Source organism: Yersinia sp. 2542 StPb PI (assembly GCF_048593855.1).
GTDB classification, from domain to species: domain Bacteria; phylum Pseudomonadota; class Gammaproteobacteria; order Enterobacterales; family Enterobacteriaceae; genus Yersinia; species Yersinia enterocolitica_E.
The window spans coordinates 1-15,193 of sequence record NZ_JAZGQA010000115.1 but is presented as its reverse complement, the minus strand read 5'-3'; the positions used below and the strand labels follow the sequence as shown (position 1 = coordinate 15,193).

Below are 15,193 nucleotides of genomic sequence, written 5' to 3'. Positions count from 1 at the left end.
GGGAGTGAATTAAAATGGATAGAGATTGGCATAGACAAGATATTTTAGCTGCAATACGGAAAGCGAAAGGCTCACTAGCAGCATTATCAAGAGAGAGTGGGCTTTCGCCAAGTACATTAGCTAACGCGCTAACACGCCCGTGGCCCAAGGGAGAAGTAATTATTGCAGACGCTATCGGTGTTTCCCCTCGAGAGATATGGCCCAGTAGGTTCATCGATTATCGAGGGCGGATGATTATTCGAAGAGTAAGGCAAAACTAACGTTAAGAGGGTGGTTTAAATGGATAAGACACTACTAAACTCGCTTAAAATGTTAATACCATTTTGGGAAAATAGTTCGGAAGCTTGGGGGGTGAAAGATAACAAGTCAGTATTTATTTATGCAAATAATAGGTTTGGTAAATTATTAGGGTTACCTGATAAATTTAGTGTGGAAGGGCGATTGGATGGTGAGCTTCCAGCACCAACGGCAGAGTTTCAGACTGAATTTCAGGAACATGATCGTCAGGCGATATTATCGAAAGAACGAGCGACAACGATTGAAATACATGCATTTGAGCGACGTTCCTATTTTCAACCTTACTTTTGTGATAAGTACCCATTAATAGATGAACTCGGCATTTCACAAGGGCTTATTTTTCATGCAAGACCAGTAGAAGATATAATATTAACGCATTTAAATAAAATAAAAGTCCCCACCTCACTTGTATTTACCCCACCATCAGATCTTTTTACTAAAAGAGAATGGGAGGTATTGTTTTATATTTTACATGATTTCTCAAGTAAAGAGATTGCTAAAAAAATCCATTTATCAACCCGGTCAGTGTGCAATATAATCCAAAGCATCTATCGAAAAACCGGTGTAGCCAGTAAACGGCAGGTTATAGAGTATTGTTATGAGCAGAAGATAAATAATTATGTGCCGCAGAGTTTCTTTGAATACTCGGGTTCTTTTCCACTCGCAGGGTAATGGCAAACTAAATATAATAGGGAGGTTGGGATGGAAGAAAATCTGAAGCAATCACTAGAGGTATTAATACGGTTTTGGGAGCACAGTTCAGAACCTTGGGGGATTAAAGATAATCAATCAAGATTTGTTTATGCAAATAATAGATTCAATAAATTATTAGCTTTACCTGATAAATACTGTGTAGAGGGGAGGTCTGATGGCGAACTTCCCACACCAATATCAGATTTTGAGGCTGAGTTTCAAGAGCATGACCGTAAGGTAGAGTTATTGCAGGATCGTATAACAGCGGTTGAAATACATGAATGGGATGGCCTTTCCTATTTTAAGCCTAATTTCTGTGACAAATATCCGTTAATAGATAAAAGTGGGATATCGCAAGGTGTTATTTTTCATGTTCGACCAGTACAAGACATCATTTTAACTCGTTTAAATAAGATAAAAGTTCCTACATCACTTATCTTTACACCTCCATCTGCATTATTCACCAAAAGAGAATGGGAGGTATTGTTTTATATCTTACATGATTTCTCAAGTAAAGAAATTGCTAAAAAGATCCATTTATCAACCCGGTCAGTCTGCAATATAACCCAAAATATCTATCGGAAAACCGGTGTAGCCAGTAAACGGCAGGTTATAGAATATTGTTATGAAAATAAGATTAATAATTATGTGCCGCAGAGTTTCTTTGAATACTCGGGTTCGTTCCCTCTTATGTAGGACAAATTTCTGTGCCGATTACATGAAAAATATCATGTAATCGGCGTTGTCGCCCAGCAGCAATCTGGTAGGGCAGTGTAAAACGCCCTTATTGCCCCGCTACGCTATGCACTTCACCATGCTGCATAGTTTGATTGACTTGTTGCCCATTGCTGTCAGTAGCTTGTAGAGAGCCGCTAACAGTAGGTTTCAATGGTGTATCGGCAGCCAGACTTCCTTTTATCTGTAATTTTAGGTTGCCCAGGCCTTGTAACGGTAATGCTGGCCAGCCCCAGTTTTGTAAGATATCCAGATTGACAGAACGGCCGGTCAGCGCCAGTGATAAGGCTCGGGCAGGCGTTTGGTCAATACTGGCGGTGGACTCCAGTAAGCCCTCTTTGGTGAATGCGCTTAACTCACTAAATGTAATCTGTTGTTCATTGGCATTAAGGGCCAGTGACGGACGGCGAATATCATTTTTATTAAACGTCGCATTACCTGCATTCAACATTAATGAGCCAGACCATACACCCCACTGATGGTTTTTTGCCAACAGTAAGTTAGTGCCTGCGGCGTCCAGCGATGTAATCTGGAAGGGGAAGTCAGGGCTGATATCAATCAACAAGTTACGATTAGCACTAAGCTTGCCGACGTACACCTCGGATAGCCAGCTTGGCAATGTTTGTTGCCATTGTTGCTTCCAATCGGCAGGCAGAGTGTAAACCAGCGCGACCAGTGTCAGTTCATCCAATTGCAGGCGATGAGTATCGCGCGCCCAATTCCCCTGAGTTCTTAATAGACCATCCTGCCAGCGGGTTGAGAACTGATTAATTGCGACGCCAGCCGGAGATAAAGCAAATGTTGCTATTGGGTCAATCAGATGAATATTACCCTTGATAATATCACCGGCATTGAAGGACAGTTCGCCATCCTCAGTTTGCCAATCACCTTGTTTAAACGTGATATTTTTTAGCGTCAAATCCAGGTCATTAAATGCCCAGCTTTTCCCTTCTACTCGCGCATCAATTAAATCAAAGCGTTTTAGCGTAATCGGCGGGAGTTGTAAGAATGTATTCCAAACATCATCTATCGATGCTGGTGTTTGCAGGCGGATATTGCTGAGCCGCAGGCGATCGACCAGCCAACTGCCATCAGCCGCTTGGCTGGCGTTACCTGTCAATTCACCCTGCGCGATATCTGCGCCGAAATTGGTTAGGGTCAGGGCATTTTTCTGTATCGAGCCTTGCAGATAAAGTTGTTGCGCGGTAATACCGTTAATAGTTAAAGAACCGGCACTAAACTGAAATTGAGCATTTTCGCCAAGGCTATTACCCGGTTGTGGCTGCCAAGGCACCAAACCGCCAGTCACTTGTTGACCCGCAATCTTCCACTGAGCGGCTGAGTTTTTCGCCTCAAGAGTGGTATCGAGGGCCATATTAGTCAACTGCAAGGTATCAGCCTGTAATGGCAGCGGTGATGGGCTGTTACTGAGGATTAAACGACCATTTTGCAGATTGAGACTGAGAAGGTGTCGAGGCTCGGTCAGTTGCCGCCAACTCAGGCCAAACAGCGCTTGTTGGGCAACAAGAAACGGAGGCTGATTGGCCCGGCCCAGAGTGATATCACTGAAACTGATTTGTCCCGGTTGGGACCATGAGTGGTCTATTTTACCCAGAGAGAGGCGATATTCACTATTATCACTAACCCAACGGCTCAGCCAACCGGCAGCCCAACTGGTTTGGAGCAATACGTAACACAGCACTACGGACAGCACCAGTAGTAGTAATAACGTTAGCAGCACTTTCCCGAGAAATTTCATCCGGTCTTTCCACGCCTGTCGGTGATACGGAACCCTGTTTATGCCGTAATTTGTCCATGAGCTCAATAGACAATCAGTTATCCGGCGATAAAAAAATGGCCGGGATCGTTTACGACCGGCCATTTCATTGACGTGTTGATGTAAAGATTATTTTTCTTGTGGGAAGAGTAAGTTAAGCACAATGGCAGTAATACCACCGGCAGCAATCCCGGAAGAAAGCAGTGTTTTTACCCAATCTGGCGCGAATTGTAGAATCAATGGCTGTTGTGCCACACCCATACCAACTGCCAATGACAGAGCCATAATCATAATAGCGCGGCGATTGAGTGTTTCACGAGAGACAATACGCACGCCGGAAGCGGCAATGGTACCGAACATCACCAGCGTGGCGCCCCCCAGCACGGGTTCAGGAATATGTTGCACGAAACCTGCAACCGCCGGGAACAAGCCCAGTACAATCAGCATCAGTGCGACAACGAAACCGACATAACGACTGGCGACACCGGTCAACTGGATCACGCCATTGTTCTGGCCGAAGCAGGAGTTAGGGAAGGTGTTGAACACCGCCGACAGCATGGAGTTCAAACCATTCGCCAGCACACCACCTTTCAGGCGTTTCATATACAACGGGCCATGAACCGGTTGCTCAGAGACATCCGAGGTCGCGGTGATATCACCAATGGTCTCCAGTGAGGTCACCATGAAGATTAACATCAGTGGTACCAGCAGATTCCAATCAAAGGAGAGGCCATAATAGAGTGGTGTTGGGATAGTGATCAGCGCGGTATCTACCACCGGGCGGCTCTCTGGCAACATACCCAACGACCAGGCCAGCAAGTAACCCACGGCCATCGCAATGACTAAAGAGGCCACACGCAAATACGGGTTGCGCTGGCGGTTCAGTAGAATAATCACCACTAATACGGCACCCGCTAATAGCAGGTTTTTCGGTGCGCCAAAGGTATGGTCACTCATTGCACCATAACCGCCGCCAATTGATGTCAGCCCAACCTGAATCAATGACAAACCGATGATCATCACCACGATACCAGATACCAGTGGGGTGATAATGCGGCGCGCCAGATGCAGGAAGCGGGAAAGTATAATTTCGGTGCAGGACGCCACCATTAGCGTACCAAACAGTGCCGCCATCATGGTTGGGATATCTGCGCCGCCGTTTTTTAGCGCCAGGCCACCCATAATCAATGGCGAAACAAAGTTAAAACTGGTGCCCTGAATCGATAATAGGCCAGAGCCAACTGGCCCCCAGGTTTTAATTTGCAGTAACGATGCCAAGCCGGAGGCAAACAGCGACATGCTAATAATGCGTTGGGTATCTTCCGCTGGTAGTCCCAGCGCCTGACAAATCAATAAGCCAGGGGTTATCACTGCGACAAACATCGCCAATAAATGCTGGCAAGCAGCGAACAATGTTTGGGCGAGTGGGGGGCGGTCTTCTAAACGGTAAATCAATTCGCTGGGGCGAGTGGCTGCTTGCTGTGGTGTATCAAGCTCGGCGGATTGCGTAGACATGGAGTGGCATTCCCGGATCGGCAAAGAGGGCATTTTAATGATCCGGCTCACAAAAGCAATCGGTTGCGCTGCGTTTTTAAAAATAATTCTATTCGGTGCTCACCTGCATTTTTCTATTACTAAACTTGTAATGGGCGGCGTTTTTTCTTCTAATCCCTTCCTTAACTGTTTTGGCGTTTTTAAGGAACTGTCTAACGTCATATTTTTAATCGATATTTTAATCGCATGGAGTACCAAGATGTTTCATCTCGATACCTATGGCACGCTAGTCGCGGCCTGCTTGGTTTTATTATTAGGCCGAAAACTCGTACAAACTGTCCCATTCCTGAAAAAATACACTATTCCTGAACCGGTAGCCGGCGGTTTGTTGGTTGCCTTCTTGATGTTGCTGATGCAAAAGACTCTTGGCTGGGAAATCAGTTTTGATATGTCGCTCAAAGATCCCTTGATGCTGGCATTTTTTGCAACTATTGGTTTGAATGCCAATCTGGCTAGCTTACGTGCTGGTGGCAAAGCCTTGAGCGTATTTGTGTTTGTGGTCATTGGTTTGTTGCTCATGCAAAACGCAATTGGTATTGCGCTTGCTAAATTGATGGGGCTAGACCCGCTGATGGGGTTACTCGCTGGCTCAATTACCTTATCAGGTGGGCACGGTACTGGTGCTGCGTGGAGTAAACTCTTTTCTGAACGCTATGGCTTTGAAAATGCAACAGAAGTTGCTATGGCTTGTGCAACATTTGGTTTGGTGCTGGGGGGATTGATTGGTGGCCCGGTAGCCCGCTACCTGGTGAAGCGATCTTCCACACCCGATGGTACGCCGGAAGACAGCGAAGTCCCTTCCGCATTTGAAAAGCCTTCGGCCGGGCGCATGATCACCTCGTTGGTGTTAGTTGAAACCATCGCCATGATAGCTATCTGCCTGATGGCAGGCAATGTGATTGCGGGTTGGTTGCAGGGCACGATGTTTGAACTGCCAATCTTTGTTTGTGTGCTGTTTGTCGGGGTTATCCTCAGTAACACGTTGTCGGCAATCGGCTTCTATAAAGTCTTTGATCGTGCGGTATCAGTGCTGGGCAATGTCAGTCTGTCACTGTTTTTGGCAATGGCACTGATGAGTTTGAAGCTCTGGGAGCTGGCTTCACTGGCATTACCGATGCTGGTAATTTTGTCAGTTCAGGCACTGGCGATGGCGTTGTACGCTATCTTTGTCACTTATCGCATCATGGGGAAAAACTATGATGCAGCGGTACTGGCGGCGGGGCACTGTGGTTTTGGTCTGGGTGCAACACCGACTGCAATCGCCAATATGCAAGCGATTACTGACCGTTTTGGCCCATCTCATCTGGCGTTCTTAGTGGTGCCAATGGTAGGTGCATTCTTTATTGATATCGCTAATGCGATCGTGATTAAGCTTTATCTTTTACTGCCAATATTCCCAGCGGTGGTAGGGTAGCTGTACTCTGGGGCGAGTTTACTTGCCCCTTATTCATTAAGCGTTAGTGTAACGCGCTCGCTCTGGTAGCCAGCGCTCAATCAATGCGCGTGCATGTTCAGGATATTGCTGGTGCAGATGGCGAGCTATCCGTTGGACTTCGGGAATCATCGCCTGATCGCGCAGTAAATCAGCCACTTTGAACTCCGCGCTTCCAGTTTGCCGTGTCCCCAACAATTCGCCCGGTCCACGGATTTCTAAATCCCGCTGGGCAATGACAAAGCCATCATTACTATCACGCAACACTTGTAAACGCATTTGGGCGGTTTTACTCAACGGCGTTTTATAGAGTAATACACAATGAGAGGCGACAGCACCACGGCCGACACGGCCTCGTAACTGATGTAATTGCGCTAACCCCAAGCGTTCCGGGTTATCGATTATCATCAGGCTGGCGTTAGGCACATCGACCCCAACCTCGATCACTGTGGTTGCCACCAATAGCTGCAACTCACCCTGTTTAAATGCCTGCATAACTGCCTGTTTTTCTGGTCCTTTCATGCGCCCATGAACTAAGCCGACTTTAATTTCCGGCAAAGCAATTTTCAGTTCTTCACAAGTTACTTCGGCGGCCTGCGCTTCCAGGACTTCAGATTCCTCAATCAGTGTGCAGACCCAATAAGCTTGCCGACCCTCTTCCAGACAGGCATTTTTAACTCGCTGGATAACATCACTGCGGCGGGTATCAGGGATTGCCACTGTAGTCACCGGTGTTCTACCAGGGGGAAGCTCATCAATCACTGAGGTATCAAGATCTGCATAGGCAGTCATGGCCAGCGTTCTTGGAATTGGGGTCGCGGTCATAATAAGTTGATGTGGATGGAAACCTTGCTCCTCACCCTTTTCCCATAAAGCGAGCCGTTGATGAACACCAAAACGATGTTGTTCATCAATAATAACCAGCGCCAGTCCAGAGAACTGCACCTGTTCTTGAAACATCGCATGGGTGCCAACAACCATTGCAACCTGACCGCTGGCGACCGCTTCTTGCTGCGCTATACGGGCTTTACCTTTTTGCTTGCCAGCCAGCCAGCCCACTTGCAGCCCCAACGGTTCTAGCCATTGGCGGAAAGTGGAGGCATGTTGTTCTGCCAGTAATTCGGTGGGTGCCATCAAAGCAACCTGCTTGCCGTGAGCAATTGCCCGTAGCGCGGCCAGGGCTGCAACCAATGTTTTTCCTGAGCCAACGTCCCCTTGAATCAATCGCATCATCGGGAAGTTATGGGTCATATCCTGCTCAATCTCCGCCACTACTCGTTGCTGGGCATGCGTGGGGGTGAAAGGTAGCGCGGCCAGAAAACGTTGTTTGAGTTGTTGCTCTGCCAATAGCGGTAATGCCCGATAGCTTTGCGCGCCGGCCCGGACAGCCAACATACTGAGGTTATGAGCGACTAGCTCTTCCATGATCAGCCGCTGCTGTGCAGGATGCTTGCCTTGATCTAAATCAGCCAACTGAATATTTGCTGGTGGGCGATGCAGGGTATGAATAGCTTCTGGCAAGCTAATGAGTGAGCGGCTTAACTCAATCGGCAATAATTCGGCAATAACACAAGTATCCAGCATCGCCAGCGCTTGATCGATAAGTTTGCGCAAGGTCGCCTGACGAATCCCTTCGGTGGTGGGATAAACGGGTGTCAGGGACTCTTGTAATTCAACGCCAATGTTCTCGCCATGCACCCGATATTCAGGGTGAATGATTTCCGCCCCGGTATTGCCCCGTTTGACTTCGCCGTAGGCGATAACATGCTTGCCCGGAGACAAACTGTTTTTCATCGCAGCGTTGAAGTTAAAGAAACGCAGAGTGAGAACACCACTACCGTCGCTGATTTGGCAGGTCATCATGCGGCGGCGGCCAAAGGTGATATCAGAACGTAGAACCTCGCCCTCAACATTAACCGAGAGACCAGGCATTAAATCGCCAATACGATACAGGCGAGTACGATCTTCATAACGCAGTGGCAGGTGAAGCAGTAGGTCTTGGATGGTTTCCAACCCCATTTTAGCCAGTTTCCCAGCCTGACTTGCACCAACACCGGAAAGTGTACTGAGGGGTACTGCATCCAGCAGGCGGCCTTTCATTTAAGACTCCGTGGCTTGCATGGCAGACCACCATTGTGCATCGGCAATAACCTGACCCTGCTCATCAATATGCGGTTGAGGTAGCCCTTTCCGTTTGGCGACTTGTGCCAATACCGGATAGCCCCCCTCAAACAGTAACCGTTGCTGCTCATCTTCGGGCAAGACACTTTTTGCTCGCTGATACATACCTGCATTTTGCCGCTGCCGTTGGGCTTCATATAAAATCAACGCAGACGCGACAGAAACATTGAGTGATTGCACCATGCCGATCATCGGAATAATGATGTCTTGGTCCGCGAGTGCTAACGCTTCCTCAGATATACCGGTCTTCTCCTGTCCCATCAAAATACAGGTTGGGCGGGTATAGTCTATTTCACGAAAATCGACAGCATTATCAGACAGATGCGTTGCCAGAACTTGCATGTTCTGTGATTTCAGATGAGCAATGGCATCGCTAATATGGGTGTGTGTTTTGACTTGTACCCAACTGTTGCTGCCGGCCGCGGAAGAGAGTCGTGTATACATCTGAGTCGTTGGCCAAATTGCATGTACTTGATGGATACCGACAGCATCAGCTGTACGAATGATAGCGGATACATTATGGGGTTTATGTACTTGCTCCAGGCAAACCGTTAGGTCCGGCTGCCTGGTAGCCAGCATTTCACAAATCCGCGCATAGCGTTGAGGATTCATAGGCGTTAGTTACGATTACGGCTGACTTTAACCACATCTGGCATGATACGAATCTTACGCATTATGTTAGCCAGATGGACCCTGTCACGGGTAGTCAGGCGAATAAAGGCACTGTATACCCGGCCATCTTTCTCTTCAGTATTCAGGCTCTGAATATTAGATTCGGCTGCATTGATTGCCGCAGTCAGATTTGCCAAAGCACCTTGCTGATTGAACATATCGACTTTAATTTCAGCAATGAACTCTTGTTCAGTCTCTTGATCCCACTCAACCGCCATAAATTTCTCAGGCTCTTTCTGGTAGCCACGGATATTACGGCAAGACTCATGATGGATAACCAAACCTTTGCCTGGGCTGATATGAGCAATAATCGGGTCACCGGGGATAGGACGGCAGCACTTGGCAAAGGTAATTAGGACGCCATCGGCACCCTTGATTGCCAGATTACGGGTGCCAGAGGTCGCCAGCGTTGATAGGTCACCCAACAGGTTTTTGGCCACTACCACACTCATCGCATTACCCAAGCCAATTTCTGCTAGCAAATCATCTAGCGTCGCCAGTTTCATACGGTCCAGTTCATGCTTGATATTATCTTCAGAAATATCAGACAGTTTTCGACCATTTCCTAACGCATGATTCAGTAACCGGCGGCCAAGGCTCACCGATTCATCACGTTTCAGGTTTTTCAGCAACTGGCGAATTTTGGCTCGCGCTTTCGAGCTGACAACAAAGTTCAGCCAGGCCGCATTTGGCCGAGCACCCGGAGCGGTAATAATCTCAACGGTCTGGCCACTGTTCAGTGACTGAGAAAGCGGGTAGGGCTGACGGTCAACACGCGCACCTACACAGGCATGGCCAATATCGGTATGCACAGCATAGGCAAAGTCGACAGGTGTCGCACCGGCAGGTAATTCAACGATGCGCCCTTCTGGGGTGAAAACGTAAATCTCATCAGGGAATAAATCAGATTTTACGCTTTCAATAAATTCAAATGAGCTGCCTGCACTTTGCTGTAACTCCAGCAAGCTTTGCATCCAGCGCTGAGCGCGAATTTGTGCGGTGGTGCCAGACTCACCCTGCTCTTTATAAGCCCAGTGTGCAGCAACTCCCATTTCGGCCATCTGATCCATATCTTCAGTACGAATCTGTACCTCGACCGGAACCCCATGAGGGCCGATTAATGAGGTATGTAACGATTGATAGCCGTTAGCCTTAGGGATGGCAATATAGTCTTTCACTCTACCGGGGCGTGGCTTATACAGGCTGTGAGCCTGACCCAACACGCGGTAGCAAGTATCGACTTCTTTGACGATAACCCGAAAAGCATAGATATCCATGATGGAGTGAAAGCGCTGCTCTTTCAGGTTCATTTTGCAATAAATGGAATAGAGATGCTTTTCACGACCACTGACTCGGCAAGGAATACCGGCCTCAGTCAGACGCCCTTCAATCTCCGCCAAGATTTTCTGAATCATCTCTTTGCGGTTACCACGTGCGGCTTTCACCACTTCTTTAATTACGCGATAGCGATTGGGGTAGAGCGCTTCAAAACCCAGCTCTTCCAACTCGGTTTTTAAATGATGGATACCCAGCCGATGGGCCAGTGGGCTATATATTTCAAGGGTTTCACGTGCAATGCGGCGACGTTTATCTGGGCGTAAGGAACCCAGCGTTCGCATGTTATGTGTGCGGTCAGCCAGTTTGATCAAAATAACGCGGATATCCTGCACCATCGCCATGATCATTTTGCGGAAGTTTTCCGCCTGAGCTTCTTTCTTGTCACGAAAATTCAGTTTATCGAGTTTAGAAACACCCTCGACCAACTCGGCTACGCTTTTCCCAAACAACTGCTCCATATCTTGATATGTAGCAGGAGTATCTTCAATGACGTCATGTAATAACGCCGCCATTAAGGTTTCGTAATCGAGCCGCATCTCCGCGAGAATACAGGCCACAGCAACAGGATGAGTGATATAAGGCTCACCACTGGAGCGTGTCTGACCCTCGTGAGCATCACGTGCAACAAGATATGCCTGTTTGAGGCGCTTAATCTGCTCCTCTGGCAGGTAACGTTGAATCAGCAGATTCAGGCTTTCAAACAGGTACAAGGCAGACTCGCTGTCTAATTAACGACGACCTTCAGCAATCGCGGTTACCGCTTGGATCTCTGCGGCTTCCTGCTCTTGCTGTTCTTGGCGTTCACGAACATCGAGAATCTGATTAGTAATCAGGCCTTCTTCAATCTCGCGTAGCGCAATCACAGTAACTTTATCGTTTTCTTCTGGAACCAGTGCGTCTTTACCGCCGGACTGGATTTGACGTGCCCGACGAGCAGCGACCAACACCAGGTCAAAACGGTTACCAATTTTCTCTACAGCGTCTTGAACAGTTACGCGTGCCATAATTCTGCTACTCCACAGGTGACGAAATGACGGGGCATGATACTGAAACTCGGTTCAGTCTGCCAATAATTTGGTGATTAAAGCGTCATGCCGCTGTTTCTGGCGGCCTAAACGCAGTCGTTCTGCGCGAATAATGGTTTTCAGATCAGATAAAGCCAGATTGAAATCATCATTTACGATTAAATAATCATATTCAGCGTAATGGGTCATCTCGGCGACAGCTTGCGCCATTCGCTTAGCGATAACCTCTTCGCTATCTTGCCCACGGCCTCGCAAGCGGCGATCCAATTCTTCCTTGGAAGGCGGCAAAATAAAAATACTGCGTGCAGTGGGCATTTTTGCACGAATTTGCTGCGCACCTTGCCAGTCGATATCTAAAAATACATCGACACCGGTTGCAAGAACCTGCTCAATCGCCAAACGTGAGGTGCCATAGTAATTTTCAAATACTTTGGCATGCTCAAGGAAAGCATCGTCATCAATCATCTGGCAAAACTCTTCTTTAGAAATGAAGAAGTAATGTTCACCGTGATTCTCACCCGGACGTATTGCACGCGTGGTATGGGAAATAGAAACCTGCGTGTCGTACAGCGGTTGTGTTTTTAACAAAGCCTGAATCAGGCTTGATTTCCCTGCCCCACTGGGCGCGGAAACGATGTATAGCGTGCCTTGGACCATGATGACGTTTCAGTTGATTAGGTTGATATACCCTTCTTACTTGACGTTGCAACGGCGCTAGCAGCCCTCTATCCAAAATCACTGACTTTAGTCAGCACATCAGGATTTGCTCGCTTGCTACCTATCCGCAACACCAATTACTTTGGGTGTATATAGAAAGCAGAAGTGTGAATCTCCGCACAGTATACACGGCTGCTACGCGTCATGCAGCGTTACAACACATTTCACCTGAATGTTTCGTCTGTAAACAGCTCGATTTTCTGATTTTGCGGCGAAGATTGCGTAATTTTCATTTGTTGCTGTAAGCAGAAAACTATTTTTCGGTAGCGCCCGCATTTAATTTTTTTGGTCTTCGACGGATAAGACATTTCAGGTTTTACTTCCGGTCACCAAGGAAAGGGACTGATGAGCATGCTGAATTTAAAAATATTTGTTCTGTTGATAGTCAGTTTTATACATTGGTCTTCCAGAGCGGAAGCTATCTGCCCTGAATGGCCGCCAGAAAGAATGTCGGTTGAAATTAACTCACTCAAGAAACAACTGGATAAGTGGAATGTGGCTTACCATCAGCAAGGTATTAGCGTGCTTGCCGATGATGTTTACGATCAATTGCAGGAAAAATTACAGTTATGGCAGTCATGCCATTTATTGCCGGACAAACAGGAAAACCGACTTACTCCTGGTAATGGGAAGTTTCTTCATCCGGTTGCGCATACCGGACTAAAAAAACTTAAAAATGAAGCTGCACTGGCTGATTGGATGGTGGGGCGGAAAAATCTCTGGGTGCAGCCAAAAATAGATGGTGTTGCAGTAACACTGGTGTATCAGGATGGAAAACTGATGCAACTTCTCAGTCGAGGAAATGGTTTGAAAGGCCAGAACTGGACTGACAAAGCACCATTTATTACTGCTATTCCTCAATATATCGCTACCGCGCCTCCCTGGTTAACGCTGCAAGGGGAGCTATTCCTACAAATGGACGACCATCAACAAGCATCGTCTGGTGGTGTCAATGCCAGGGCGACAGTTGCTGGTGCACTTATGCGTAAGTCTCCAGCGGCATTACTACCCCAATTGGGCATTTTTATATGGGCATGGCCTGATGGACCAAGCAGCATGGTGGAGAAAGGGACACTATTGCAAGCGATGGGCTTCCCCTTGACCGCTAAATACAGCAAACCAATAGTATCAAGTCGCGATGTTGCACACTTTCGCAAACACTGGTTGCAAACACCGCTGCCTTTTGTAACTGATGGCGTTGTTATCCGACAGGAACAGGAGCCAGCCGGACGCTACTGGCAGGCCGTTCCGGGGCACTGGGTTGTGGCGTGGAAATACCCACCACAACAGCAAGTTGCTGAAATTAAAGATATACATTTCACGATAGGCCGCACTGGTAGAGTGACAGTCGTTTTACAGGTTTCACCGGTAAAAATTGATGACAAATGGATTAGGCGAGTGAATGTTGGCTCGGTCGCGCGTTGGCGGCAGTGGGATATTACATCTGGCGATCAAATCGTTATTGCACTGGCCGGGCATGGTATTCCACGGTTGGATAGTGTTGTTTGGCGGGTAAGCCAACGGCAGACGTTCACTCCTCCAGCAGAGGATCAATTTCATCAATTGAGCTGTTTTCGCCTTATCCCTCCTGAATGTGAGCCGCAACTTCTCTCTCGTTTGACATGGCTTAGTGGCCCAAAAGGACTAGATATACAAAGTGTTAGTAGTGGATATTGGCGAGAGCTGATCCATCATGGGCTGATCAATGATTTGGTGGGGTGGCTATCCCTCACTAAAGCCCAAATAGCGGGTGTTCCTGGTATAGGGATAGTCCGTGCTGAAAATATTTATCAGCAATTTCAAAGCACAAGGGAAAAACCCTTTTCCCAATGGCTACTGGCATTGGGTTTTGCGCGGGGTACACTTGTCAATTCTCAATGGCGGTCACTACAACAACGCAGTATCGCCGAGTGGAGTTTAATACCGGGTATTGGGCCGATTCGAGCAAAACAGATTACTCATTTCTTACNCCACCCAGAGGTGCAAGCTATGGCTGACTTTTTATCGCAACAGAACATTAGCGGGTTCCAACTTGAGGAGTAAACCTTCACGTACCTGACTTAATGCTCTGAATGCTCATATTTGAAGATTGGCAGGCCCAGCCGGAATCGTAATGCTAACAGTCGTGCACTTAGCCCGGTGACGAGTGTAATGATAACAACCCAATTATGTGACAGTTGTGTGTATTGCAGAGCAATGTAGATCCAGGCGGCAGCGAATGAGATACCAGCATAGATTTCTTTCTGGAATACCAAGGGGATACTGTTACAGAACATATCGCGCAGGACGCCGCCAAAAACGCCGGTAATGACGGCCGCAATGGCGGCAATTATCGTACTGTGGCCCATATCAAGAGCGATTTGTGCCCCAATAATAGAGAAAACGATCAGCCCAATTGCATCAAGCACCAAAAACAAATGGCGTAAATGCTTCATTAGTGGCGCCATCCAAGTTGTGACGATTGCAGCAACGGCGACAATAACAATGTATTCCGGGTGTTTAACCCAACCCAGCGGATAATGGCCCAGCAGCATATCTCGGACTGAACCACCACCAATTGCCGTTGCAGATGCAATAATAATGACACCAAACATATCCATTTGACGGCGGCCTGCAGCCAGTGCCCCGGTCATGGCTTCAGCTGTAATACCAATAATATAAAGAACACTGAGTAGCATAATGAATCAAATTTCTTAAGGGCAGTAAAGGCCGCAGAGTAGTGACTAAGGCTGGTTGTCGCGACTGAGATTTTCTAAGTCATATATTTAAGAT

13 protein-coding genes are annotated in these 15,193 nt (G+C 47.5%); 5 read left to right on the top strand and 8 right to left on the bottom strand.

Annotation, left to right across the window (positions count from 1 at the left end):
- The first annotated feature begins 14 nt into the window (after positions 1-14).
- Genes V1952_RS14265 through V1952_RS14255 form a run of 3 tightly spaced genes read left to right on the top strand, consistent with a single transcriptional unit; the run spans position 15 to position 1,686 of the window.
- A complete protein-coding gene (locus tag V1952_RS14265) occupies positions 15-260 on the top strand; it encodes a helix-turn-helix domain-containing protein (RefSeq protein WP_083161647.1) in 246 nt (81 codons plus the stop codon).
- A gap of 19 nt (positions 261-279) precedes the next feature.
- Positions 280-969: a helix-turn-helix transcriptional regulator gene (locus V1952_RS14260; protein WP_420074960.1), complete on the top strand. Its 690-nt coding sequence runs from the start codon at positions 280-282 to the stop codon at positions 967-969.
- 30 nt (positions 970-999) lie between these two features.
- Positions 1,000-1,686: a helix-turn-helix transcriptional regulator gene (locus V1952_RS14255; RefSeq protein ID WP_420074959.1), complete on the top strand. Its 687-nt coding sequence runs from the start codon at positions 1,000-1,002 to the stop codon at positions 1,684-1,686.
- Positions 1,687-1,774: 88 nt separating this feature from the next.
- On the opposite strand, the gene V1952_RS14250 is transcribed toward V1952_RS14255, so the two are convergent.
- Positions 1,775-3,484 carry an AsmA family protein gene (locus V1952_RS14250; RefSeq protein WP_420071927.1) on the bottom strand — a complete coding sequence of 570 codons (1,710 nt, stop codon included), beginning with the start codon at positions 3,482-3,484 and terminating at the stop codon, positions 1,775-1,777.
- Between the two features lie 147 nt (positions 3,485-3,631).
- Positions 3,632-5,017 carry a uracil-xanthine permease family protein gene (locus V1952_RS14245; protein ID WP_083161655.1) on the bottom strand — a complete coding sequence of 462 codons (1,386 nt, stop codon included), beginning with the start codon at positions 5,015-5,017 and terminating at the stop codon, positions 3,632-3,634.
- Between the two features lie 238 nt (positions 5,018-5,255).
- Between V1952_RS14245 and gltS the strand changes: the two genes are divergently transcribed.
- A complete protein-coding gene (gene gltS, locus V1952_RS14240; protein WP_083163981.1) occupies positions 5,256-6,470 on the top strand; it encodes a sodium/glutamate symporter in 1,215 nt (404 codons plus the stop codon).
- Between the two features lie 36 nt (positions 6,471-6,506).
- Here gltS and recG read toward each other — a convergent pair whose 3' ends face one another.
- From recG to gmk, 5 genes are read right to left on the bottom strand one after another with little or no spacing between them, the layout of a single operon-like run.
- Entirely contained in the window at positions 6,507-8,588 is a 2,082-nt protein-coding gene (gene recG / locus V1952_RS14235; RefSeq protein ID WP_420074958.1) for an ATP-dependent DNA helicase RecG, read from the bottom strand.
- Positions 8,589-9,281: a tRNA (guanosine(18)-2'-O)-methyltransferase TrmH gene (gene trmH / locus V1952_RS14230; RefSeq protein ID WP_083161659.1), complete on the bottom strand. Its 693-nt coding sequence runs from the start codon at positions 9,279-9,281 to the stop codon at positions 8,589-8,591. It abuts the gene before it with no gap.
- Positions 9,282-9,286: 5 nt separating this feature from the next.
- Positions 9,287-11,389, bottom strand: coding sequence for a bifunctional GTP diphosphokinase/guanosine-3',5'-bis pyrophosphate 3'-pyrophosphohydrolase (spoT, locus tag V1952_RS14225; RefSeq protein WP_083161661.1), 2,103 nt, complete (start codon positions 11,387-11,389; stop codon positions 9,287-9,289).
- 18 nt (positions 11,390-11,407) lie between these two features.
- Positions 11,408-11,683 (bottom strand): DNA-directed RNA polymerase subunit omega, encoded by a 276-nt coding sequence (gene rpoZ / locus V1952_RS14220; protein ID WP_004392061.1) that lies wholly within the window; start codon positions 11,681-11,683, stop codon positions 11,408-11,410.
- Between the two features lie 54 nt (positions 11,684-11,737).
- Positions 11,738-12,361 carry a guanylate kinase gene (gene gmk / locus V1952_RS14215; protein ID WP_005191120.1) on the bottom strand — a complete coding sequence of 208 codons (624 nt, stop codon included), beginning with the start codon at positions 12,359-12,361 and terminating at the stop codon, positions 11,738-11,740.
- Between the two features lie 405 nt (positions 12,362-12,766).
- Here gmk and ligB point away from each other — a divergent pair, with 405 nt between their 5' ends.
- On the top strand, positions 12,767-14,464 hold the full coding sequence (gene ligB / locus V1952_RS14210) for an NAD-dependent DNA ligase LigB (protein ID WP_420074957.1): 1,698 nt from the start codon (positions 12,767-12,769) through the stop codon (positions 14,462-14,464).
- Positions 14,465-14,481: 17 nt separating this feature from the next.
- Here ligB and V1952_RS14205 read toward each other — a convergent pair whose 3' ends face one another.
- Positions 14,482-15,099: a trimeric intracellular cation channel family protein gene (locus V1952_RS14205; RefSeq protein WP_372560150.1), complete on the bottom strand. Its 618-nt coding sequence runs from the start codon at positions 15,097-15,099 to the stop codon at positions 14,482-14,484.
- Between the last annotated feature and the right edge of the window lie 94 nt (positions 15,100-15,193).